Source organism: Streptomyces sp. NBC_00203, assembly GCF_045206325.1.
In the GTDB taxonomy this organism is placed as follows: Bacteria; Actinomycetota; Actinomycetes; order Streptomycetales; family Streptomycetaceae; genus Streptomyces; species Streptomyces lutosisoli.
This window is the reverse complement of sequence record NZ_CP108126.1, coordinates 2,867,111-2,888,474: the sequence shown is the minus strand read 5'-3', so window position 1 is coordinate 2,888,474 and position 21,364 is coordinate 2,867,111. Positions and strand designations below refer to the sequence as shown.

The window sequence follows — 21,364 nt, the reverse complement described above, 5'->3', positions numbered from 1 at the left end:
CGCCCATGAGCGACGCGGTGACTGGGGACAGCCGGTGGCTGAAGGTCAGCCGGTGGCCGGTCAGTCGTGCGAGTGCAGCGGCTTGCCCGCGAGGGCCAGGTGGGCCTCGCCGAGCGCCTCGCTCTGCGTCGGGTGGGCGTGGATGAGCTGGGCGACCTCGGTGGGCAGCGCCTCCCAGTTGTAGATCAGCTGGGCTTCGCCGACCTGCTCGCCCATGCGGTCGCCGACCATGTGGACGCCGACCACGGCACCGTCCTTCACCTGGACGAGCTTGATCTCGCCCGAGGTGCCAAGGATCTTGCTCTTGCCGTTGCCCGCGAGGTTGTACTTCAGAGCGACGACCTTGTCCGCGCCGTAGATCTCCTTGGCCTTCGCCTCGGTGATACCCACGGAGGCGACCTCGGGGTGGCAGTACGTCACCCGGGGCACGCCGTCGTAGTCGATCGGAACGGTCTTCAGACCGGCCAGACGCTCCGCCACCAGGATGCCCTCGGCGAAGCCGACGTGCGCGAGCTGGAGCGTCGGGACCAGGTCACCGACGGCGGAGATGGTCGGGACGTTCGTCCGCATGTACTCGTCGACCAGGACGTAGCCGCGGTCCATCGCGACGCCCTGCTCCTCGTAGCCGAGACCGGCGGAGACCGGGCCGCGGCCGACGGCGACGAGCAGCACCTCGGCCTCGAACTCCTTGCCGTCGGCGAGGGTGACCTTGACACCGTTCTGCGTGTACTCGGCCTTCGAGAAGAAGGTGCCCAGGTTGAACTTGATGCCGCGCTTGCGGAACGCGCGCTCAAGAAGCTTGGAGGAGTTCTCGTCCTCGACCGGGACGAGGTGCTTGAGGCCCTCGATCACCGTCACGTCGGTGCCGAAGGACTTCCACGCGGAGGCGAACTCGACGCCGATGACGCCGCCGCCGAGCACGATCGCGGACTGCGGGACGCGGTCCAGGACCAGCGCGTGGTCCGAGGAGATGATGCGGTTGCCGTCGATCTCCAGGCCCGGCAGCGACTTCGGCACGGAGCCGGTCGCCAGCAGCACGTGGCGGCCCTGGATACGCTGGCCGTTCACGTCGACGGAGGTCGGGGACGACAGGCGGCCCGTGCCCTCGATGTACGTCACCTTGCGGGACGCGATGAGACCCTGCAGACCCTTGTACAGGCCCGAGATGACCCCGTCCTTGTACTTGTGGACGGCCTCGATGTCGATGCCCTCGAAGGTGGCCTTGACACCGAACTGCGCGCTCTCGCGGGCCTGGTCGGCGATCTCGCCCGCGTGCAGCAGTGCCTTTGTGGGGATGCAGCCATTGTGCAGGCAGGTACCGCCGACCTTGCCCTTCTCGATCAGGGCGACGTCCAGGCCCAGCTGCGCTCCGCGCAGCGCCGCGGCGTAACCGCCGCTACCGCCGCCGAGGATCACTAGGTCGAAAACGGTGCTGGCGTCGTTCGCCACGTCACGTCCTCCATGCATGTGCGCCACGCCGGTCTCCAGTGACCGGTCGGCGGCTGGTGTCCGGCCGCTCTTCTTCGGCCCTGTGGTGGGGGCCCTGTCCTGCCGAGAACCCATCTTCGCACTTGTCGAGGGCGAGCGAGACGCCGGGCCGGTGTGTGAGACGTCTGATCCATCACGTCGAGAAGCTCCGGATGAGCCGGAACGTACGGATTTCGTCGTGAGTGAAGCCTTCGTGCAGCGGGCCCCGGGCAACATGTTGCCCGGGGCCCGCTGTAGCGCCCCTTTAGGGGCGCGGGGAACTGCGCGAGCAACCACAAATCACTCGCAGTCGCCGTAAGTCCTTAGCCGAGATCCCCGGCCGCGGTCAGTTCAGCCAGGCGAACCAGAGTCCGCACAGCCGACCCCGTACCACCCTTCGGCGTGTACCCGAACGGTCCGCCATCATTGAATGCGGGCCCGGCAATATCCAGGTGCGCCCAGGTGATGCCCTCGCCCACGAACTCCTTCAGGAACAGACCGGCGACCAGTCCGCCACCCATCCGCTCACCCATGTTGGCGATGTCGGCGGTCGGGGAGTCCATCCCCTTGCGCAGGTGGTCGGGCAGCGGCATCGGCCAGGACTCCTCGCCGACCTCCTCCGCGGCCTCGACGACCGAGGCGCGGAACGCGTCGTCATTGGCCATCACACCGAACGTACGGCTGCCGAGCGCGAGCACCATCGCTCCGGTCAGCGTCGCCACGTCGATGATCGCGTCCGGCTTCTCCTCGGAGGCCTTCCACAGCGCGTCGGCGAGGACCAGGCGGCCCTCGGCGTCCGTGTTGAGGACCTCGACGGTCTTGCCGCTGTACATGCGCAGCACGTCACCGGGGCGGGTGGCGGAACCGGAGGGCATGTTCTCGGCCAGCGCGAGCCAGCCGGTGACGTTGACCTCCAGGCCGAGGCGCGCGGCGGCGACCACGGCGGCGAAGACCGCCGCCGCACCGCTCATGTCGCACTTCATCGTCTCGTTGTGCCCGGCGGGCTTGAGGGAGATGCCGCCCGAGTCGTAGGTGATGCCCTTGCCGACGAAGGCCAGGTGCTTGCTCGCCTTCGGGGAGGTGTACGACAGCTTGACCAGGCGCGGCGTGGCGGCCGAGCCGGCGCCGACGCCGAGGATGCCGCCGTAGCCGCCCTTCTCCAGGGCCTTCTCGTCGAGCACCTGCACCTTGATGCCGTGCTCCTTGGCGGCCGCGGTGGCGACGGCGGCGAAGGCCTCCGGGTCGAGGTCGTTCGGCGGGGTGTTGATGAGGTCGCGGGCGCGGTTGAGCTCCTCGGTCACGGCGGTGGCGCGCGCGATCGCGGCCTTGTACGCCGCGTCGCGGGGCTTGCCGCCGAGGAGGGCGACCTCGCCGAGCGGGCCCTTGCTGTTCTTGCCGTCCTTGCCGCTGTCCTTGTACGCGTCAAAGGTGTACGCGCCCAGGCGGGCGCCCTCGGCGACGACACCGGCGTCGGCGGCGTCCGCCATCGGCAGGGCGAAGGCGGCCTTCTTGGCGCCGGCGAGCGCGCGGGCCGCGACACCGGCCGCGCGGCGCAGTGCCTCGGCGCTGAACGTGTCGTCCTTCTCCGGGACAGCTCCCAGGCCGACGGCCACGACGACGGGGGCCTTGAAACCGGACGGCGCGGGCAGCTTCGTCACCTCGCCCTCGGCCCCGGTGGCGCCGAGGGTCTCCAGGATCCCGGCGAGCCCGCCGTCGTAGGCGTTGTCCACGGCCTCGGCGCCCGGTGCGACGACCGGACCCTTGGGCCCCTTCGCGACACCGACGACGATCGCGTCGGCCCGCAGACCGGACGCCGCGGCGGTGCTGAGAGTGAGAGCAGTCACGGTGGTGAAATCTCGCTTCCGTTGAAGTGGTGGTGGCCGAGTGGGGTGGGTCGACCGGGCCCGACGGCTGACCCTAGATCCGGCCTGCGGGGGCGGTCCCTACCGGGGTAGCGGTCTCGGGGAAGTCGCTGAGGTAAGTACCCGGGACGAGCCTACGCTCGGGGCCGGGTTTCGCTCATTCCTGCGGGCGTTCACCGTCCAGTGGCGTCGTGTCCGCTTCCCGCCCCTCACTCCAGGTGACCTGAGCCACACTCATCGTGTTCCGGTGAGCGCGACGCTCACCGCTTCGCATCATTTCCACGGATCCTCCTCGGTTCGACCAAAAGAGGATCTTCGAGGGGGAGGAACAGAAAATGGCGCATACCGCGCGCAGATGGAGAAACGCGGCCGCTGTCTTAACGGCGGCGGGCTTGTCGGTGCTGGGCCTGGGGGTGCCCGGCGCGTCCGCGGCGACCACACCGCGCATCGATCTCAAGGTCCTGGTCATCGACAACGGCGCCGTCCAGGTCGGGGCCATCACCGCCGAGCTGAAGAGCACCGGCATCCCGTACACCACCGTCGATCTGGGCAACTCGGGCCGCCCGGTCATCGACACGGCGTTCCTGAGCGACACGGTGAACGGCACCCCGCGGGCCAAGTACCAGGGTGTCGTCGTGCCGAACGAGGCACCGTTCGCCCCGGGTTCGGCCGAGCAGACCGCCCTGGAGACGTACGAGAAGACGTACGGCATTCCGCAGGTCGACGCCTACACCTGGGCCCATCCGGAGGTCGGTCTCGACTACACCGACCAGAACGGCGGCTGGTCGGGCGTGCTGGACGGCGCGCGCACCCAGGTCACCGCGGCCGGCCGGGCGGGCGCCTTCGGCTACCTCGACGGGCCGCTGACCTTCGAGGACAACGACCCGTCGGTGCAGGAGAGCTACGGTTACGCGGCCCATCCGAGGGACGGGTTCACCAGCTACCTGGACGCGCCCACGGGCGGCACCCTGCTCGGCGAGTACGCGCACGACGGGCGCCGCGAACTCGTGCTGACCTTCGCGTACAACCAGTACCAGCAGCAGTTCCGGGTCCTTGCCCGCGGTGTTGTGGAGTGGCTGACTCAAGGCGTACACCTCGGTCAGGACCGCAACTACTTCTCGGTGCATGTCGACGACGTCTTTGCGCCCGACGCGCGCTGGGACACCACCGACAACTGCACACCGGGCGACTACGACTGCCAGTCCGGCGGCGCCACGACCACCGACATCCGGATGACGGCGGCCGACGCGCAGTACGCGGCCCAGTGGGAGCAGGCCAGCGGCTTCATCCTGGACATGGTCTACAACGCGGGCGCCGGTGAGGTGTGGAAGAGCGAGAACGGCGGCACCGACGCGCTAGCCACCCAGCTGCTGGCCGACAAGGCCAAGTACCGCTGGGTGAACCACACCTACACGCACCTGTTCCTCGGCTGCCTCCAGGACGTCACGGTGGTCCCCTGGCAGTGCAGGAAGAACGCCGACGGAACCACCCAGTGGACGAGCCGCGCCGACATCTCCGGCGAGATCTCCGACAACTACAACTGGGGTGTCCAGAAGGGCCTTCCGCTCGACCGGACCGAACTGGTCACCGGTGAGCACTCGGGCCTGAAGACGCTGCCCCAGCAGCCCGACGACAACCCGAACCTCGCGGGCGCCCTCGCCGCCAACGGCATCAAGTGGACGGGTTCCGACAACTCCCGTGAATCCGCGCAGCGTTCGGTCGGCAGCGCGCTGACTGTGCCCCGCTATCCGATGAACGTGTACTACAACGCCGGTACGGCGGCCGAGATGGCCGACGAGTACAACTGGATCTACACGTCCAGGGCCGACGGCGGCAGCGGCATCTGCGAGAACAACGCGACCTCCACCTGCCTGCCGGCGCCGCTGGACACCGCCACCGGCTATGCGTCGTACATCGTCCCGCTGGAGGCGCACACCGCGCTCGGGCACGTCATCACCAACGATCCGCGACCGCACTACGTACACCAGTCCAACCTGGCCGAGGAGCGCATCCTCTACCCGGTCCTGGACAAGGTGCTCGGCGACTACAAGGCGCTCTACGCCGACAACACCCCGCTGGTGAACCCCCGGCAGAGTGCGACCGGCGCCGAGCTGCAGCGCCGGGCCGCCTGGCAGACGGCCGTCGCGAACGGCAAGGTCACGGCGTACCGCGTCGGCACCACCGTCACCGTCACCGCCCCGTCCGGGACCCAGATCCCGGTGACCGCACCCGAGGGGACCAAGAAGCAACTCCTGCTCGGCACCAGCGCGTTCGGGACGCCGTACGCGGGTGAGCGCTCGGCCTGGACCACGCCGGAGCTCCTGCAGTCCGCTCTCAAGCTGACCCTGCCCGCGTAGGGCGCGGGCAGATCGGCCGCACGACGCGCACCCCGGCCATGACCGGCCGGGGTGCGTGCTGAGCCGTAGTTGAACCGGGGGTCCGGGGGTGGCCCCCGGGAAGAAACAGTCACAGGGGGAACGCGCGTGATGCGCAACGGCCGTCATGTCACCATGCTCACCGAAGGCACCTATCCGCATGTCCACGGCGGGGTCAGCACCTGGTGCGACCAGCTTGTGAAGGGCATGCCGGAGGTCGACTTCCACATCGTCTCGCTCACCGGCAGCGGCCGCGAACCCGTGACCTGGGAGCTGCCGCCCAACATCCGCCGGCACACCTCCGTGCCGACCTGGGGCCCGCGGCCGGGGCGCGCACGGCCGCCGCTGGGCCGGGCACTCCGTCGTTTCGCCGACATCTACGAGCGCTTCCTGCTCGCCTTCCTCGACCCGGACGCGCAGGGCGACTTCGGCGGGGCGCTGTACGAGCTCGCCGGGCTCGCCCGCGACGGACGGCTGTCGGCGGCGCTGCGCACCGAGACCGCGCTGCGTTCGCTGATGTGGATCTGGTCGATGCCGCATCTGCCCACGGCCGCCGCCCGGCCCACCGTGCACGACGCGCTCACCGCCACCGACCTGCTGGAACACGCGCTGCGCCCGCTCGGCGTCCGGATCCCCGAGGACTCCGTGGCGCACGCGGTCAGCAGCGGCCTCGCCACCCTGCCCGCCCTCGCCGCACACCACCTCGACGGGGTCCCGTTCCTGCTCACCGAGCACGGCATCTATCTGCGCGAGCGCTATCTCGGCTACCGCAGCGGCGAACAGCGCTGGCCCGTCAAGGCGTTCATGCTCGGCTTCTACCGCGAGCTGAACTCGCTGGGCTACCGGGCGGCCGACCTGATCACCCCCTGCAACCAGTACAACCGCCGCTGGGAGGAGCGCGGCGGCGCCGACTCCGACCGGATCCGCACGGTCTACAACGGCGTCGACCCGCACGCCTTCCCGCACGCGGGCCCCGAACCGGCCGTCCCCACCCTCACCTGGTGCGGCCGCGTCGACCCCATCAAGGACCTCGAAACGCTGCTGCGCGCGTACAGCATGGTGCGCGCCGAGATGCCCGAGACCCGGCTGCGGCTGTTCGGCCCGGTGCCGCCCGGCGGGGAGGCGTACCAGACCCGGCTGGAGAAGCTCGCCGCCGAACTGGGTGTCACGGACGGCCTGACCTTCGAGGGCCGCATCAGTGAGGTGTGGCGCGCGTACGCGGCGGGCCATGTGGTGATGCTCTCCTCCATCTCGGAGGGCTTCCCGTTCTCGATCATCGAGGCGATGTCCTGCGGCCGTACGACGGTGTCGACCGACGTCGGCGGAGTGCGCGAGGCGGTCGGCGACACGGGCATCGTGGTGCCGCCGCGCGAACCGGAGAAGATGGCCGCCGCCGCACTCACCCTGCTGCGGGACGACGAACGGCGCCTGAAGTTAGGCGAGTTGTCCCGTCAGCGCGTCATCGACCGGTTTACGCTGCGCCGTTCCGTGGATGCTTTCCGGACGATCTACCAGGAGCTGGCGGGCCTGCCCGAGGTGTACGAGCCCACCGTCGAGACCGTCGCCGACTGGACCCTCGAACTGCGCGACCCCTGGTACCAGTCGGTCGCCACGGACGGGACCGGCTGGTGAGCGGCTCCCTTCGGATGCCGCCCGGCACCTACGAGGACACCCTCCCGTACGTGCCCCGGCAGCGCCGCCCGCCCAACTGGGCGCAGCCCGACCCGATCGAGGAACTCGCCGAGCGGCTGGGCGAGTTCATCGCCGCGGCCGTCCATCCCGACGAGATAGCCGCACTCCTCGAATCCGACGGCATGTCGGACGACCAGATACGCCGGCGCTACGGCGTCAAGAACTCCTTCGCCCTCGCGGAGGAGCTGTACGAACGGGTCGAGCGCCACTACCCCGAGCCGGAAGGGCCGGCCCACGACCCCTGGCGACTCGGCCTGCTGGGCTGTCTGTTGCGGGGAGTCGTCTTCGCTCTCCCCGGCCTCGGATACGTGCTGGGGGCGCCGCTCCTCGCGGGTCCGAAGGGCGAGTTCGGACTCCCGGCCGGGACCGTCCCGCTGCTCGCCGGTGCGCTGTGCGGCTGGACCTGGAACCAGGGGCTGGCGCACCGGGCGTACTCCTGGCTGGGCCTCGGCGACCGCTCGGCCGCCCGCCGCGCACTGCTCGTCGGAGCGCCGGTGGGTGTGCTGCTCGGCTCCCTGGTCGCCCTCACCGCGACGGGCGCGGCCCACCCGGGCACCGCGGTCGCCTTCGCCGCCGGACAGTCCTGCTATCTGGGCGCGGCCACCGTCCTGCTGGTCATGGACCGCGAACGGGCCCTGCTCGGCGTCCTGTCGCCCATGGCGGCGGGCGCGGTCCTGGCCCTGGTCCACCCGGTGCCCGACCTCGCGAGAGCGGTCCTGCTGCTGGGCTCGCTCGTGGCGGTCGCGCTGCTCGCCCTGCTCGAAGTGGCGCCCGCGGTAAGGGAGCTGGGGGAGGGGAGCTGGGGCGCGGGTCTCACCGCGCTGCTGCCGTTCGGGAACCTGCGGGGTGCCGCGGACGGGCCGGCGCGACCCGACGCGCCGCGGCCGGCGGCCGCCGCCCCCTGGCTCACCGGATCCCTGCCGTACGCCCTGTTCGGGCTCGGCAGCGGGGTCCTCGTGCTGTACGCGGCGCTCGGGGACGTACTGGCGCGCGCCCACAGCGCGGTGGCCGCGCCGGCCGCGGTCGCGCTGACGCTCAGCATGGGCCCGGCCGAGTGGCTGCTCTTCCGGTTCCGCAGCGGCAGTCTCGCCGGGCTGCGCTCCAGCAGCACGTCGAAGGACTTCTGGCGGACCACCGCGATCACCCTCGTCCAGTGCCTCACCGGCTATCTCGTCGCGCTGCTCGCGCTCAGCCTCGCCGCCTCCGCGCTCTGGCCGCACGCGCCCGCGACCACGGGCGGGGTCCGGCTCGCCGGACTGCTCCTGCTGGGCGTGGTCCTGTGGACCGGGCTGCTGCTCCAGTCCTTCGGCGCCGTCACGAGCGCCGCCGTGGTCTGCTGTGTCGCGGCGCTCGCCCAGACCGCGGCCCTCGCGGCGCACGCGGGCAGCCCGCACTGGGTGGGCCTGATCGTGTACGGGGCGGCGGCCGGGGCCCAAGCGGGCCTGGTCTGCGGCCTGTTGGGGAGGGCGACCGCGCACCGATGAGCCTGCCCAGCACCTCCAAGACGCTCCTGGTCCCGTACTACGAGCACCCGTCCGTCCGCCCCGCCGAATGGGACGCCCTCATCGCCGCCGCTCCCCGCCTCCACGCCGTCGTGCTCAACCCGGCCAGCGGCCCCGGCGAGCGCCCCGACCCGGCGTTCGCCGAGGTCGCCGAGCGGCTGCGCGCGGCGGACGTCCGGGTGCTCGGCTACGCGGACACGGACTACGGCCGCAGACCCATGACCGACGTCGTACGTGAGCTGTCCCGGCACCGCGCCTGGTACGGGACCGACGGCGCGTTCCTCGACCAAGTCGCCTCGGGTGAGGCCGAGTTCACGTACTACCGGCGGCTCGCGACGGCCGCCTGGGGCCTGGGCTGCGGCACCCTCGCCCTCAATCACGGAACGGTGCCGCACCCCTCGTACGCCCGCATCGCCGACGTACTGGTGACGTTCGAGGGCCCGTGGGCGACGTACCGAAGGAACCACCTCCCGCCGTGGACGGATGCCGGTGCGCGGCTGTGCCACCTCGTCTACGGCGTGCCGGCCGGGGTCGACCTGGCGGCGTCGGCACGGGAGCGGGGCGCCACCCTCCACTGCGCGGTGCCGGGCGTGAGCGATCACCCCTGGGGGACCTTGCCGCACGCCCTGAAGCCGACCGGCTCACGCTGAGGTCGATGCTCAAAAAGTACGAGCGGCGGGCGTGGCGCCGGGTGTGCCGAGCCCGAGGCCGGTGACCGCCGTTCCCGCCAGGCGGTCGGCCAGGGAGCGGCGGCTGGGGGAGAGCACGGGCAGCGCGTTGAGGAAGAAGATGATCACCGCCACCGCCCACACCAGCACCGACAGCGCGAACTGGCCCTCGATCAGCAGGACGCAGGCCACGGCGTACACGGCGACGTCCGCCGCCGTGGTGACCAGGGCGCGCAGGGCGGCGCGGCGCGGGGCGGCCGGGGCGACCTTCAGACCCAGCAGGCCCTTGCCGATCGTGCGGCCGGCCAGGGCCAGGCACGCCCACTGGTAGAGGAAAGTGACCACGATCAGCAGCCCGAAGGCCTCCTCCACGTACAGCACCGACTTGTTCCACAGCGAGAGCCCGAGGTGCTCCGAGGCGTTGACGACATCGCCGCGCGAGGTCAACAGATCGAAGCCGCTCCGCGTGGCGAGGTCGGGCACGTCGGTGACGAGCGCGGAGATCCGGTGGAAGGTCAACACGGCGAGCACCGAGGCCCCCGCGAGCACCAACGCGAAGTCGATGAACCAGGCCACGGCACGGCGAAGCTTCGGCACGTACATCCCCCGATGACGATCATGTGTTGGCTGTTCGGCGGATCAGATTAGCCATGGGGCGGGTGTGATCGGTGAGTTCGCGGAGGATCGTTTCAACCCAGTGACAGAACGACGAGCGCCGTCGTCGCCGCCGTCTCCGCGAGGCCGCCGAACACATCGCCGGTCACGCCCCCGAAGCGGCGCGTGCAGTGGCGCAGCAGCAGTTCGGCGACCGCGCAGGCGGCGAGCACCGCCACCCCGGCGCGTACGGCGTCGTACGTCCCGACGAGCGCGCCCGCGCCCACCGCCGCGCCCGCCACGGCCACCGTCACCAGCAGCGCGCCGCGCACCGGCACCGTGCCCGCGACCGCCGCGCCCAGGCCCTCGGGACGGGCCGGCGGCACCCCGGTGCGGGCGGCCAGGGTGAGGGCGAGGCGGGCCGCGGTCGCCGAGACGACGGCCGCGAGCACACCCCGGGCCCACGAGGTGTCGTACGCCTGGAAGAGCGCGGCCACCTGGGCGAGCAGCACGAACAGCAGGGTGATCACGCCGAACGGGCCGATGTCCGACTGCTTCATAATCCGCAGCGCGTCCTCGGCGGGCTTGCCGCTGCCGAGCCCGTCCGCCGTGTCGGCCAGGCCGTCCAGATGCAGACCGCGGGTGAGGGCGGCCGGTACGGCGGCGGTGGCGACGGCGGCGAGCAGCGGGCCCGCGCCCATCGCGAGGAGCACCACGCCGACGAGGGCGGCGCCCGCCCCGACCACGAGCCCGGCCACGGGCGCGCACAGCATTCCGCCGCGCGCGGCGTCGCGGTCCCAGCGGGTCACCTTCACAGGCAGCACGGTGAGGGTGCCGAAGGCGAAGCGGAGGCCGTCGCAGAGGGGCGTCTTGGACGTGGGCTCGGATGCGGGCTTGGGCGTGGGCTTGGACACCGGCGCAGGTTACCGGGGTGCCCGGAGGGCGGATACAGCGGCTGGATACGGCGGCCGTGGATAAAGTTCGCATATGGGTCATTGGTTGTACCGGAACATCGTCGAGCCGGGGAAGCTGCCGCTGCTGCTGGCGCTCGCCTCCTTCGTACTGACCTTCGTGATCACCCGCGTCATCGTCCGGATGATCCGCGCGGGCAAGGGCCCCTTCGGCAATGTGAAGGCCGGCGGCCTGCACATCCACCACGTCGTCCCCGGTGTCGTGCTGATCGTGATCGGCGGTTTCGGGGCGGTGGCCAGCAGCCGGTACGGGTTCGGCGCGTGCCTGTGCGCCGTGGTGTTCGGGATCGGCGCGGGCCTGGTGCTCGACGAGTTCGCGCTGATCCTGCACCTCGACGACGTCTACTGGACCGAGGAGGGCCGCCAGAGCGTCGAGGTCGTGGTGGTCACGGCGGCCCTCGTCGGCCTCGTCCTCAGCGGCTTCGCGCCGTTCGGCGTCAACGACCTCAGCGATCAGGAACTGCAGGACCGCGGCGGCGTGATCCTGACCGTCGTCGTGAACTTCCTCTTCGCGCTGCTCGCCCTCAGCAAGGGCAAGGTGCGCATGGCGGTCTTCGGGGTGATCGTCCCGTTCGTCGCCCTGATCGGCGCGATCCGGCTGGCCAGGCCCGGCTCACCGTGGTCCAGACGGCTCTATCGCCGGCGGCCGCGCGCCCGGGCCAGGTCCTGGCTGCGCGCCTACCGCCACGACCGCCGCTGGTCGGGCCCCCGCCGCAAGTTCCAGGACTGGATCGGCGGCAAACCGGACGACGAACTCGCCCGGTCCCTCCCCGAACACCGGTGACGCCGCTGACACCGGTGACGCCGGTGGCGTAGCGCTGGGATCCCGCACATCACCAGGACCGCGGCGATGGCCGCGAGATGTTCCTTGCCCGCCAGGTTCTCCTTCAGCAGCACCTCGACCACCATGGCCCCGATGACCACACCCGCCGTGACATACGCGCGATAGCGCCAGCCGAGGAACACCGCGAGGCCCACCACGGCCGCCGAAGGCCCGGTGTCGACGACCTGCGCGTCGGACCCGGGCAGCCCCAGCGGGTGGTGCGGGCCCAGCGCGATACCGACGCGCGCGTAGAGCGTGCCGGCCAGTGTGGCGACGTAGGAGACGGCGAGCGCGCGCCACCAGCCCAGACAGATCTCGGCGATCCCGAACACCAGCAGGATCTGCACCAGCGCACCCCACACCGGCAGATCCAGGGCCGGTACGAACAGGGAGAGCGGGGTGCGGAGCAGGGCGAGCCACAGCGGGTCCTCGGCCCGTACGGCGCCGATGTTCTGCACGAACTGATAACCCCAGGACTGGTTCTGCGTGAACTGGAGGGCCGCCGTCAGACACACCGCCCCGATCGTCATGGGGATCGCCCGCAGGCGCCGCGCCTCCAGGGCCTGTCGCACGGTGAGGAACAGCAGTCCCCATTCGGCGCGGGCCCAGCGGGCGAGTCCACTCACCCGGCGGTCCCCACGACGCCGCTCATATCGCTGCTCATATCGCTGCCCATGTCGCTCGGCATATCGCTCCTCATCTGTGCGACTCCAGGTGCTTGCGGTGCAGCCACTTCGGCAGTCCCGGCGCCTCCAGGAACCCCTCGGCGCGCGCGGACGCGACACCGATGCGCAGCAGGTCCGCGCTCTTCTCGAAGAGCAGGAACCGGGGCTCCCAGATGGGCCGGTACTTTGCGTTGGCGCGGTACAGCGACTCGATCTGCCACCAGCGGGAGAAGAAGCTGAGCAGTGAGCGCCACAGCCGCAGCACCGGTCCCGCGCCGAGGCGTGCACCACGTTCAAAGACCGAACGGAACATGGCGAAGTTGAGCGAGACCTGAGTGATCTCGATCTCCTGGGCGCGTCGCAGGAGTTCGATCACCATGAACTCCATCAGCCCGTTCTCGGAGTCGCGGTCGCGCCGCATGAGGTCGAGGGACAGCCCGTGCGGCCCCCACGGCACGAAGGACAGAACGGCCCTCAACTCCCCGTCCTTGTCCGTGCATTCGAGCATCACGCACAGCCCGTCGTCGGGGTCGCCCAGCCGCCCCAGCGCCATGCTGAACCCGCGCTCGGTCGCCCCGTCCCGCCAGTCGTCGGCCCGCTTCAGCAGATACGCCATCTCGGCGGCCGGGATATCCTCGTGGCGCCGGATGCGCACCTTGTACCCCGCGCGCTTGACCCGGTTGTAGGCCTGCCGGACGGTGCGCATGGCCCGCCCTTCGAGAGTGAACTCGGCGATCTCGACGAGGGCTTCGTCGCCGAGCTCCAGCGCGTCGAGGCCGTGCCGGGAGTACACGGTGCCCGCCTCCTCGCTCGCGCCCATCACCGCCGGGATCCAGCCGTGCGCCCGTGCCTCGGCGAGCCAGGGCTCGATGGCGCCCGGCCATGCCTCGGGGTCGCCGAGGGGATCACCGGAGGCCAGCGAGACGCCGCCGACGACGCGGTACGCCACCGCCGCCTTGCCGGTCGGGGACCAGACGACGCTCTTCTCCCGCCGCAGCGCGAAGTAGCCCAGCGAGTCCCGGTCCCCGTTCTTGTCGAGCAGGACCCGCAGCCGCTTCTCGTCGTCCTCGGTGAGCGGGTCGACGGCGCGGCGGGAGCGGAAGGCCGCGTAGAAGACGGCGAGGACCAGCAGGGTGCTGAGCACGTTGATGGTGACGTTGACCCAGTTCGGCGTCGAGATCCCGGGGTAGTGGGAGTCGTCGGCGGCGACCGAGACGAGCCGCAGGGTGCCGTAGCGCCAGCGGTCCAGGAAGGTGGAACGGTGCGGGTCGTGGGCGTTGTTGGTGACGGTCACCACAAGCGCCGCGAGCAGCGAGGTGGCGAGCAGCCCGCCGATCCCGACCACCGCGGCGAGCTTCGGGTTCGACCGGTCGCCCTTCGCGTAGAACTCCCGGCGGCCGACGACGAGCGAGCCGACGAACGCCGCGGTCAGGACGAGCGAGATCCAGTTCTGCGCGTACTGCCGGATCTCCGGGAACGCCATCGCGACGGCGAACAGCAGCAGGAACAGCCCGCTGAGCACGAAGTTCAAGATCCACGCAGCCCGTTTGCGCCGCCGCATCGTGATGGCGAGGAACATCGTGAACACACCGGAAGCGAATCCTGCCGTCAGCAGATACGGCGTGAAGTAGTTCTCGGTGTTGTGCCGCCGCACGTCCTGCCCGAGCGACACCCAGGCGGCGCTCAGGAAGTTGATGAACGTGACGGCACGCAGATACCAGACGGCGAAGGCGGCGGCGCGCCGTGAGGCAGCCCCTCCCTGCTCGGCGGCAATTCGGGCATCTCCCATAAAGGGCGATGATATGGGGCGGGGTGGTGTGTGCGGGGGAGGGGTGCGGCGGGTGTGGCCGGCCGGGGGTTTGTGACGTTCGGGTTCTTCGGCTGTGGGGGCGCGCGGGGGTTGTTCGTTTGGCTGCGGGACGGTGGGGGCTGGTCGCGCAGTTCCTCGCGCCCCTAAAAGATTGCGCAGTTCCCCGCGCCCCTTAAGGGGCGCGGGGAACTGCGCAATCTTTTGGACCAGCCCCCACCCACCCGCAGCCGAAGAACCGGCCCGCGGGGTCTGGGGCGGAGCCCCAGGAACGGGATGGGACGGGTAGGGGCGGCGGGGGCGAAAACCCCTGGGCCGCCCCCCCCGTCTACTTCTCCGGCAGCTCGGCGGACAAGGCGGCCGCAGCCTGGACCAGCGGCAGGGCGAGCAGCGCGCCCGCGCCCTCGCCCACGGTGACCCCGTGGTCGAGGACGGGCTCCAGGGCCATCCGGTCCAGGGCCTTCGCCTGCGCCGGCTCCCCACTGTTCTGCCCGGCCAGCCACCAGTCCGGCGCCCGGAAGGCAACCCGCTGCCCGACCAGCGCACACGCGGCCGAGACGACCCCGTCAAGAATCACCGGCATCTTCCGCACCGCACTCTGCAGAAGGAAGCCCGTCATCGCCGCGAGATCAGCCCCACCGACCGTCGCCAGCAGCTGCAACTGATCCCCGAGCACCGGCCGAGCCCGCCGCAAGGCGTCCCGCACGGCGGCACACTTACGCATCCACGCGAGGTCGTCGATGGCCCGCCCGCCCCGCCCGGTGACCACGGACGCGTCGGTCCCGCACAGCGCGGCGACCAGCACGGCCGCCGCCGTGGTCCCGCCGACGCTGACATCGCCGAGCACCACCAGATCCGTACCGGAGTCCGCCTCTTCGTCCGCGACGGCGACGCCCGCCCGGAACGCCGCCTCCGCCTCCTCCAGCGTCAGCGCGTCCTCGACGTCGATCCGTCCCGAACCGCGCCGCACCCGATGCCGTACGACCTCGTCGGGCAGCCCGTCCGGTTCGCAGTCCAGCGCCATGTCGATGACACGCACCGGCACACCCAGCCGCCGGGCGAGGATCGCAGCCGGGCTGGCGCCCTCCAGGACCGCCCGCACCAACTGGTCGGCGGTGCCCGCGGGCCGCGCCGACACGCCGAGTTCGGCGACCCCGTGGTCGCCCGCGAACAGCACCACGCGCGGGTGCTCGATCGGCCGCACCGGCACCGCGGACTGCGCCGCCGCCAGCCACTCACCCAGGTCGTCGAGGCGGCCCAGAGAACCGGGCGGCACGATCTGGCGCTCCCGGCGCGCCTCGGCGTCACGGCGCACGCCGCCGTCGGGGCGCTCGATCAGATCGGTGAAGTCGTCGAGATTAAGCGAGCTCATTCGCCGAACAGTACCGGCACCGATCGAACACGTCCGCGCCACGTCGTTGCGCCCCGGATCGCGATCCGCTACGTACCGTTTGTGTCGGATTGTCGTACGGCCCTCTTCCCCTCCAGGAGCGCCCATGCCCCCCACACCACAATGGATCGCCGAACGCCGCGCGGCCTACGCGGCCGAACTCGCCCAGGGCACCGACCGCTTCCACGAGCCGCGCCGCGAGGACTGCCCCTGGTGCGGCTCGAAGCGGTTGCGCACCCGGCTGCGTACGTCGGACCTGGTGCAGCGCAAGCCCGGAACGTTCGTCGTCGACGAGTGCGGGGACTGCGCCCACGCCTTCCAGAACCCGCGGCTCACGGCGGAGGGGCTGGCCTTCTACCACCGGGACCTCCACGGAGGCGCGCACGAGGGCCTCGTCGAGCGGCTCCTCGGCGCCCGCGGCAGCCGTGGACGCCATCGCGCCGCCGCCCGCGCGATGCTGCCGTACGCCGAGCCGGAGAGCTGGCTGGACGTCGGCACCGGGCACGGGCACTTCCCGGCCGTCGCCAAGGAGGTCCACCCGTACACCGCCTTCGACGGGCTCGACGCCACCCGGCGTGTCGAGAAGGCGCGGGCGGCCGGGCGGGTGGAGGAGGCCCACCGAGGCCGGCTCACCGACCCCCGGACCGCCGAGCGGCTGCGCGCCCGCTACGACGTCGTCAGCATGTTCCACCACTTGGAGCACACCCCCGACCCGCGCGAGGAACTGCGCGCCGCCCTGGTGGTCCTGCGGCCCGGCGGACACCTCCTCGTCGAAGTCCCGGACCCCGACTGCGCGTTCGGCGCACTGCTGGGCAAGTGGTGGGTGTCGTACGGCCAGCCGCGCCACCTCCACCTCATGCCGCTGCCCAACCTGCTGGGCGAACTGGAGTCCCTCGGCTGCGAGGTCGTCGCGACGGACCGCCGCGAACCGCATATCCCCTACGATCTCGCCGGCGCCCTCGCCCTGGCGCTCGGCCGCGTCCTGCCCGACCTCGACGCGCCCTGGCGGCCCGCCCCGCCGAGCCCGCTCCAGCGCGCCCTCCACACGGCCCTGACCCGGGCGTCCACCCCACTCCTGGCCTCGACCTCAGCCCTGGACCACGCCCTCGCCCCCCTCTTCCGCCGCACCCGCTTCTCCAACGCGTACCGGATCATCGCGCGACGGTGACCGCCCCCTCACCCCCGCAGGGACAACGCCTGTCCCGCCACCACCAGCAGCACGTGCTCGCACTCCGCCGCGAACGCCGCGTTGAGACGCCCGAGTTCGTCCCGGTAACGACGCCCCGACGCGGTGGCGGGGACGATGCCGGAGCCGACCTCGTTCGAGACGGCGACAAGGGTGCGGCGGGTGGCGCGGACGGCGGCGGTGAGTTCCTCGACCCGGGCGCGCAGCGCGCGTTCACCGCCGTCGGCCCACTCCGCGTCGTCCCAGGCGTTCACGGTGTCCATCGCGTCCGTCAGCCACAGGGACAGGCAGTCGACGAGCAGCGGAGGGCCGGTTTCCGTCAGGAGGGGGACGAGGTCGCACGTCTCGGTGGTCCGCCAGGAGCCGGGGCGCCGCTCTCGATGGGCGCTGACGCGTGACGCCCACTCGGTGTCCCCGTTCCGGGAGCCGCCCGTCGCGACGTACAGGACGTCAGGGAAGGCTTCGAGGCGCCGCTCCGCCTCCACCGACTTGCCCGAACGCGCCCCGCCGAGCACGAGCGTGCGGCGCGGCACATCCGGTACGTCCTCGTAGACGCCCACGTCCAGCGTCGTCCCGTCCGGCACCGCCCGCGCGCCCGCCGCCGCGAGCCGCCGCCGCAGTTCGGGGCCCGGCGGCACGTCGTGGTCGAGATGCACCGCGATCACATCGGTCGTCGGCCCGACGGCCCCCACCGCCCGCAGCTTCGCCAGGCCGTCCGGCCGCCCCACGACATCGGCGAGCACCATGTCGTACGGCGGGTCGCCGTTCACGTCCAGTCCGGCGGGCGCCGCGCCCGGCGGCAGATAGAGCAGCCGCCTCCCGTCCGGCCCGGTCACCGCGTACCCCGTGCCGGGCGCGTCCATCGGCACCGCCCGCACCCGGTGCCCGGTGAGCAGCGCCAACTCCCGCCCGTCGGGCACCCGCCCGGGCTGCGGCAGCCCGGCCGGCACCTCGACGGCGGGCCCGTCGTGCGGATGCGAGAGCAGTACTTGCCGTACGCCGCCCAGCGAGTGCCCGGCGCGGGCGGCCGCGAACGCCGCGCCGGGTGTGAGGTCGAGCAGGAGCGTGCCGTCCACGAGCAGCGCGGTGGCGGCCCGCGCGTTCTCGCCGAGCGCGGTCGCGCAGGCCGCGCAGGGACAGTCGGGGCGGGGCAGGCCCTCGGGGGTGCCGGTGCCGAGCAGAGTCAGTTCCACGGGGTTGATTTTTCCGTGTCCCCGCAGGTCTTGCGCGTCCGACTAGGCTTCAGACCGGAGCCGGATCTTGTCCGGCTTCCGCTGTGCAGTGTGCTCATACCTTGGAGGCGTACATGGCGGCATGGACGTGGCGGTTCGAGAAGTCCGACGGGACAGAGGTCCAACCCGCGGTGCAGCCCGAGGAGTTCACCACGCAGGGGGACGCGGAGTCCTGGATCGGCGAGGTGTGGAAGGACCTCCTGGAGGGCGGCGCGGACCAGGTGTTCCTCTTCGAGGACAGCACGCAGATCTATGGGCCGATGAGTCTGCACGCCGAGCCGGAGTAGGCCGGTCGGGGTGTCGAGTGCCGGGGTTGCCGGGGGCGGACCCCGGCAACTCGCCCCGCGCCCCGACCTGACCCGCAACCCGTCGGACCGACGCCAGACACACGCCAGACCGACGTCAGATCTCGCCCAGCGTCACATCCACCGTCTTCTCGCTCCCACCCCTCATGAACGTCACCGTCGTCTTCTCGCCAGGCTTGTCGGCCGCGAGCGCCTCGGACAGCGAGGTGATCGTGGTGATGGGGGTGTCGCCGAGCTTGGTGATGACGTCGCCGGGCCGGATGCCCGCCTTGTCGGCCGCGCCGCCCTTCTTCACGTCGACGACGGCGACCCCCGTGGCCCGGTAGTTGTCGTCGACGACCGTACGGCCCGTGATGTCGAGCGAGGCCCGCCCCGAGTCGGTGACCCGGCCCTCCTTGATGATCTGGTCGGCGATCGTCTTCACCATCGACGCGGGGATCGCGAACCCGATGCCGGGCGCCGCGTTGCCCCCGAAATTGGGGTCGGTGGCGGCGAGCGTGGGGATGCCGATGACCTGACTGTCCAGATTCACCAGCGCGCCGCCGCTGTTGCCGGGGTTGATGGCCGCCGACGTCTGCACCAGGTTCGCGATGGTGGCGCCCGTACCGCCGCCGCCACGGCCCTCGCTGACGGTGCGTCCGGTCCCTGAGACGATGCCCTGGGTCACACTGGACGACAGCCCGAGCGGCGACCCCATCGCCAGCACGATCTGGCCGACCTGGACCTTCGAGGAGTCCCCGAAGGTCGCCGCTTTCAGCCCGCTGGGTGCCTTGTCGAGCTTGATGACGGCGAGATCCTGGTCCGGGTAGGCGTAGACGAGCGTCGCCGTCAGCTCGTCCTGGCTGTTGGCGGTCGTGACCTTGAACGTCTTCTCGTTCCCGACCACGTGCGCGTTGGTGACGATGTGTCCCTGGTCGTCGTACACCACCCCCGACCCCAGATCCTTGCTCGCCCGGATCTGCACCACCGACGGCAGAACGTCCTTGATCACCTTCAGGAAGTCGTCCTCAAGGTCGGCGCCCGCGGAGGCGGGGGCCGCCGCCTGCGTCGTCGTGGAGCCGTCCTTCGTGGACGACGAGGAGCCGTCCGAACAGCCGGAGAGCAGTGCGGCCGAACAGGCGAGCACGGCTACGGGCCCGACGAACCGGAAGGTACGCGGACGAGGGCGCCGGGGATGAGCTTCCATGCCCGAAGTCTCCCTTTCGGGGGATTTCGCGACCTGTGATGCGCACCCGAACGGGTCGCTCAGCCGCGCACTCCGCACAGGTGCAGCAACGCCGCCACCTGCCGATAGGGATCCGTACGCCCGGCCCGCTCCTCGGCGGCCAGCAGACTCTCCACATCCGGCGGAATCGCTGCGCCGTCGACGGCGGTGTCCGTGAAGACCCGCACCCCGTACCAGGCGTGCAGCGGCGCTCCGATCCCCGCGAGCGTGGACGTCAGCGTGGCGAGCCGGTCGGCGCGGACGTCGAGGCCGAGCCGGTTGGTGTACGCGGTCGTGTCGAACGAGGCCAGCGTCGACGACCAGTCCCCGGACAGTCCGGGCCGCATCGCCAGCGCGTCAGCGTTCCGCACGAGCAGCGAGAGCAGTCCGCCCGGGGCCAGCATCCGGGCAAGGCCCGCCAGCAGGGCGTCCGGCTCCTCCACGTACATCAGTACGCCGTGGCACAGCACCACGTCGAAGCTGCCGGGCAGGAAGTGGACGCCCGTCTCGCGCCCGTCGCCCTCGATGAGGCGGACACGGCCGCGGATGCCCTCGGGCTCGGCGGCGAGCGCCTCGCGGGCCACGGCGAGCATCTTCGCGTCCTGTTCGAGTCCGGTCACCTGATGCCCGGCCCGGGCGAGGCGCAGCGCCTGGGTGCCCTGGCCCATCCCGACGTCGAGGATCCGCAGCCGCTGGCCCACCGGGAACCGCGCGGCTATCTGCTCGTCGAGCTGCCGGGCCACCAGCTCCTGTCGTACGACATCACGCAGGCCGCCCAGCTTGTTCAGCCAGGCGTCCGCCGCGCCCCCGGAGAAAGACGTCGTGCTCAGGGCCGCTCTCCGCGCTTGACCTGCGGCTTCGGCAGCCGGAGTCGACGCATCTGGAGTGTGCGCATCAGCGCGTAGGCGACCGCGCCCTTCTTGTTCGCTTCGGGGAAGCGCGTGTTGAGCTGCTTCTTCAGGCGGATCGCGATGCCGACCGAGTCGACCACGATCAGCACGATCACCACGAGCCACAGCAGCAGCGCGATGTTCTGCAGCGAGCCGATCCGCACCATGCTCATCACGAGGATGACCACGGCCAGCGGCAGGAAGAACTCGGCGATGCAGAACCGCGAGTCCACGAAGTCACGCGCGAACTTCCGCACCGGCCCCTTGTCGCGGGCGGGCAGATAGCGCTCGTCACCACTGGCCAGCGCCTGGCGCTGCCTCTCCATCTGCGTACGGCGATCGTCGCGCTGGCGCTTGGCCGCCTCCTTGCGCGTCGTCGGCGTATTGGCCACGCTGCGACGCTGGGTCTGGGCCTCACTGCGCTTGGGCGTGGGGCGGCCCTTGGGGGCCTGCGGGTCACGGGTCTGCTTGGAGTCGGTCACCGGCGCCTTGTCGGCGGGGGCCTTCTCTTCCTTGGCACGGCTACGGAACACAAAACCCAAGGGTACGGGGTTCGGGGGCATGGACGTCGTTCGAGTGGGGAACGATCCGGCAACGCCGTGCGTCTGTAGTGGGACAAGGGGGGCGCTTCGCGCGGGGGAGACACGTGGAGACACGGAGGAGCCGAGGGGGAGACCCTGAGGCTCACCTGCTCTCACCTACTCCCTACGCCGGAGCGATGCCGTACGCAG

At 71.3% G+C, this 21,364-nt stretch carries 18 protein-coding genes; 7 read left to right on the top strand and 11 right to left on the bottom strand.

What is annotated here, in order from left to right; translation table 11 throughout:
* Nucleotides 1–60 precede the first annotated feature (60 nt).
* Both lpdA and OG975_RS13255 read right to left on the bottom strand, forming a co-directional pair.
* On the bottom strand, nucleotides 61–1,449 hold the full coding sequence (gene lpdA, locus OG975_RS13260; RefSeq protein ID WP_406329302.1) for a dihydrolipoyl dehydrogenase: 1,389 nt from the start codon (nucleotides 1,447–1,449) through the stop codon (nucleotides 61–63).
* A 341-nt stretch (nucleotides 1,450–1,790) separates the two neighbouring features.
* Nucleotides 1,791–3,311, bottom strand: coding sequence for a leucyl aminopeptidase (locus OG975_RS13255; protein ID WP_406329301.1), 1,521 nt, complete (start codon nucleotides 3,309–3,311; stop codon nucleotides 1,791–1,793).
* A gap of 353 nt (nucleotides 3,312–3,664) precedes the next feature.
* Between OG975_RS13255 and OG975_RS13250 the strand changes: the two genes are divergently transcribed.
* From OG975_RS13250 to OG975_RS13235, 4 genes are all read left to right on the top strand, one after another.
* Nucleotides 3,665–5,686, top strand: coding sequence for a hypothetical protein (locus OG975_RS13250; RefSeq protein WP_406329300.1), 2,022 nt, complete (start codon nucleotides 3,665–3,667; stop codon nucleotides 5,684–5,686).
* 129 nt (nucleotides 5,687–5,815) lie between these two features.
* Entirely contained in the window at nucleotides 5,816–7,336 is a 1,521-nt protein-coding gene (gene pelF / locus OG975_RS13245) for a GT4 family glycosyltransferase PelF (protein WP_406329299.1), read from the top strand.
* A complete protein-coding gene (locus OG975_RS13240; RefSeq protein ID WP_406329298.1) occupies nucleotides 7,333–8,880 on the top strand; it encodes a hypothetical protein in 1,548 nt (515 codons plus the stop codon). Before pelF ends, OG975_RS13240 begins: the two co-directional genes overlap by 4 nt.
* Complete coding sequence (locus OG975_RS13235) at nucleotides 8,877–9,548, top strand: spherulation-specific family 4 protein (protein WP_406329297.1); 672 nt, start codon at nucleotides 8,877–8,879, stop codon at nucleotides 9,546–9,548. Before OG975_RS13240 ends, OG975_RS13235 begins: the two co-directional genes overlap by 4 nt.
* Nucleotides 9,549–9,557: 9 nt before the next feature.
* Here OG975_RS13235 and OG975_RS13230 read toward each other — a convergent pair whose 3' ends face one another.
* Both OG975_RS13230 and OG975_RS13225 read right to left on the bottom strand, forming a co-directional pair.
* Nucleotides 9,558–10,163, bottom strand: a complete 606-nt coding sequence (locus tag OG975_RS13230) for an RDD family protein (protein WP_406329296.1) — start codon at nucleotides 10,161–10,163, stop codon at nucleotides 9,558–9,560.
* Nucleotides 10,164–10,255: 92 nt separating this feature from the next.
* Nucleotides 10,256–11,074 carry an adenosylcobinamide-GDP ribazoletransferase gene (locus OG975_RS13225; protein WP_406329295.1) on the bottom strand — a complete coding sequence of 273 codons (819 nt, stop codon included), beginning with the start codon at nucleotides 11,072–11,074 and terminating at the stop codon, nucleotides 10,256–10,258.
* 73 nt (nucleotides 11,075–11,147) lie between these two features.
* Here OG975_RS13225 and OG975_RS13220 point away from each other — a divergent pair, with 73 nt between their 5' ends.
* Nucleotides 11,148–11,915, top strand: a complete 768-nt coding sequence (locus OG975_RS13220; protein ID WP_330304006.1) for a hypothetical protein — start codon at nucleotides 11,148–11,150, stop codon at nucleotides 11,913–11,915.
* Here OG975_RS13220 and OG975_RS13215 read toward each other — a convergent pair.
* The 3 genes from OG975_RS13215 to cobT form a co-directional block, all read right to left on the bottom strand.
* Nucleotides 11,810–12,580: a hypothetical protein gene (locus OG975_RS13215; RefSeq protein WP_406329294.1), complete on the bottom strand. Its 771-nt coding sequence runs from the start codon at nucleotides 12,578–12,580 to the stop codon at nucleotides 11,810–11,812. The two genes, OG975_RS13220 and OG975_RS13215, sit on opposite strands and share 106 nt — an antisense overlap.
* 70 nt (nucleotides 12,581–12,650) lie before the next feature.
* A complete protein-coding gene (locus OG975_RS13210; RefSeq protein ID WP_406329293.1) occupies nucleotides 12,651–14,408 on the bottom strand; it encodes a phosphatidylglycerol lysyltransferase domain-containing protein in 1,758 nt (585 codons plus the stop codon).
* 346 nt (nucleotides 14,409–14,754) lie between these two features.
* Nucleotides 14,755–15,798 (bottom strand): nicotinate-nucleotide--dimethylbenzimidazole phosphoribosyltransferase, encoded by a 1,044-nt coding sequence (gene cobT, locus OG975_RS13205; RefSeq protein ID WP_406329292.1) that lies wholly within the window; start codon nucleotides 15,796–15,798, stop codon nucleotides 14,755–14,757.
* A gap of 124 nt (nucleotides 15,799–15,922) precedes the next feature.
* Here cobT and OG975_RS13200 point away from each other — a divergent pair, with 124 nt between their 5' ends.
* Entirely contained in the window at nucleotides 15,923–16,984 is a 1,062-nt protein-coding gene (locus OG975_RS13200; RefSeq protein WP_406329291.1) for a class I SAM-dependent methyltransferase, read from the top strand.
* An 8-nt stretch (nucleotides 16,985–16,992) separates the two neighbouring features.
* On the opposite strand, the gene OG975_RS13195 is transcribed toward OG975_RS13200, so the two are convergent.
* Nucleotides 16,993–18,195, bottom strand: a complete 1,203-nt coding sequence (locus tag OG975_RS13195) for a bifunctional adenosylcobinamide kinase/adenosylcobinamide-phosphate guanylyltransferase (RefSeq protein ID WP_406329290.1) — start codon at nucleotides 18,193–18,195, stop codon at nucleotides 16,993–16,995.
* A 113-nt stretch (nucleotides 18,196–18,308) separates the two neighbouring features.
* Between OG975_RS13195 and OG975_RS13190 the strand changes: the two genes are divergently transcribed.
* Nucleotides 18,309–18,521 (top strand): hypothetical protein, encoded by a 213-nt coding sequence (locus tag OG975_RS13190; RefSeq protein WP_099500908.1) that lies wholly within the window; start codon nucleotides 18,309–18,311, stop codon nucleotides 18,519–18,521.
* 115 nt (nucleotides 18,522–18,636) lie between these two features.
* On the opposite strand, the gene OG975_RS13185 is transcribed toward OG975_RS13190, so the two are convergent.
* The 3 genes from OG975_RS13185 to OG975_RS13175 form a co-directional block, all read right to left on the bottom strand.
* Nucleotides 18,637–19,725 (bottom strand): S1C family serine protease, encoded by a 1,089-nt coding sequence (locus OG975_RS13185; RefSeq protein ID WP_406329289.1) that lies wholly within the window; start codon nucleotides 19,723–19,725, stop codon nucleotides 18,637–18,639.
* 59 nt (nucleotides 19,726–19,784) lie between these two features.
* Nucleotides 19,785–20,486, bottom strand: a complete 702-nt coding sequence (locus tag OG975_RS13180; RefSeq protein WP_406329288.1) for a class I SAM-dependent methyltransferase — start codon at nucleotides 20,484–20,486, stop codon at nucleotides 19,785–19,787.
* 83 nt (nucleotides 20,487–20,569) lie between these two features.
* Entirely contained in the window at nucleotides 20,570–21,196 is a 627-nt protein-coding gene (locus tag OG975_RS13175; protein ID WP_327428121.1) for a DUF3043 domain-containing protein, read from the bottom strand.
* Nucleotides 21,197–21,364 lie beyond the last annotated feature (168 nt).

What these genes read in the sequence shown, in the direction of transcription:
- OG975_RS13250 (WP_406329300.1), top strand. Translation starts at nt 3,665, where the DNA reads ATGGCGCATACCGCGCGCAGATGGAGAAACGCGGCCGCTGTCTTAACG.
- pelF (WP_406329299.1), top strand. Translation starts at nt 5,816, where the DNA reads ATGCGCAACGGCCGTCATGTCACCATGCTCACCGAAGGCACCTATCCG.
- OG975_RS13235 (WP_406329297.1), top strand. Translation starts at nt 8,877, where the DNA reads ATGAGCCTGCCCAGCACCTCCAAGACGCTCCTGGTCCCGTACTACGAG.
- OG975_RS13220 (WP_330304006.1), top strand. Translation starts at nt 11,148, where the DNA reads ATGGGTCATTGGTTGTACCGGAACATCGTCGAGCCGGGGAAGCTGCCG.
- OG975_RS13210 (WP_406329293.1), bottom strand. Translation starts at nt 14,408, where the DNA reads ATGGGAGATGCCCGAATTGCCGCCGAGCAGGGAGGGGCTGCCTCACGG.
- cobT (WP_406329292.1), bottom strand. Translation starts at nt 15,798, where the DNA reads ATGAGCTCGCTTAATCTCGACGACTTCACCGATCTGATCGAGCGCCCC.
- OG975_RS13200 (WP_406329291.1), top strand. Translation starts at nt 15,923, where the DNA reads ATGCCCCCCACACCACAATGGATCGCCGAACGCCGCGCGGCCTACGCG.
- OG975_RS13190 (WP_099500908.1), top strand. Translation starts at nt 18,309, where the DNA reads ATGGCGGCATGGACGTGGCGGTTCGAGAAGTCCGACGGGACAGAGGTC.
- OG975_RS13185 (WP_406329289.1), bottom strand. Translation starts at nt 19,725, where the DNA reads ATGGAAGCTCATCCCCGGCGCCCTCGTCCGCGTACCTTCCGGTTCGTC.
- OG975_RS13175 (WP_327428121.1), bottom strand. Translation starts at nt 21,196, where the DNA reads ATGCCCCCGAACCCCGTACCCTTGGGTTTTGTGTTCCGTAGCCGTGCC.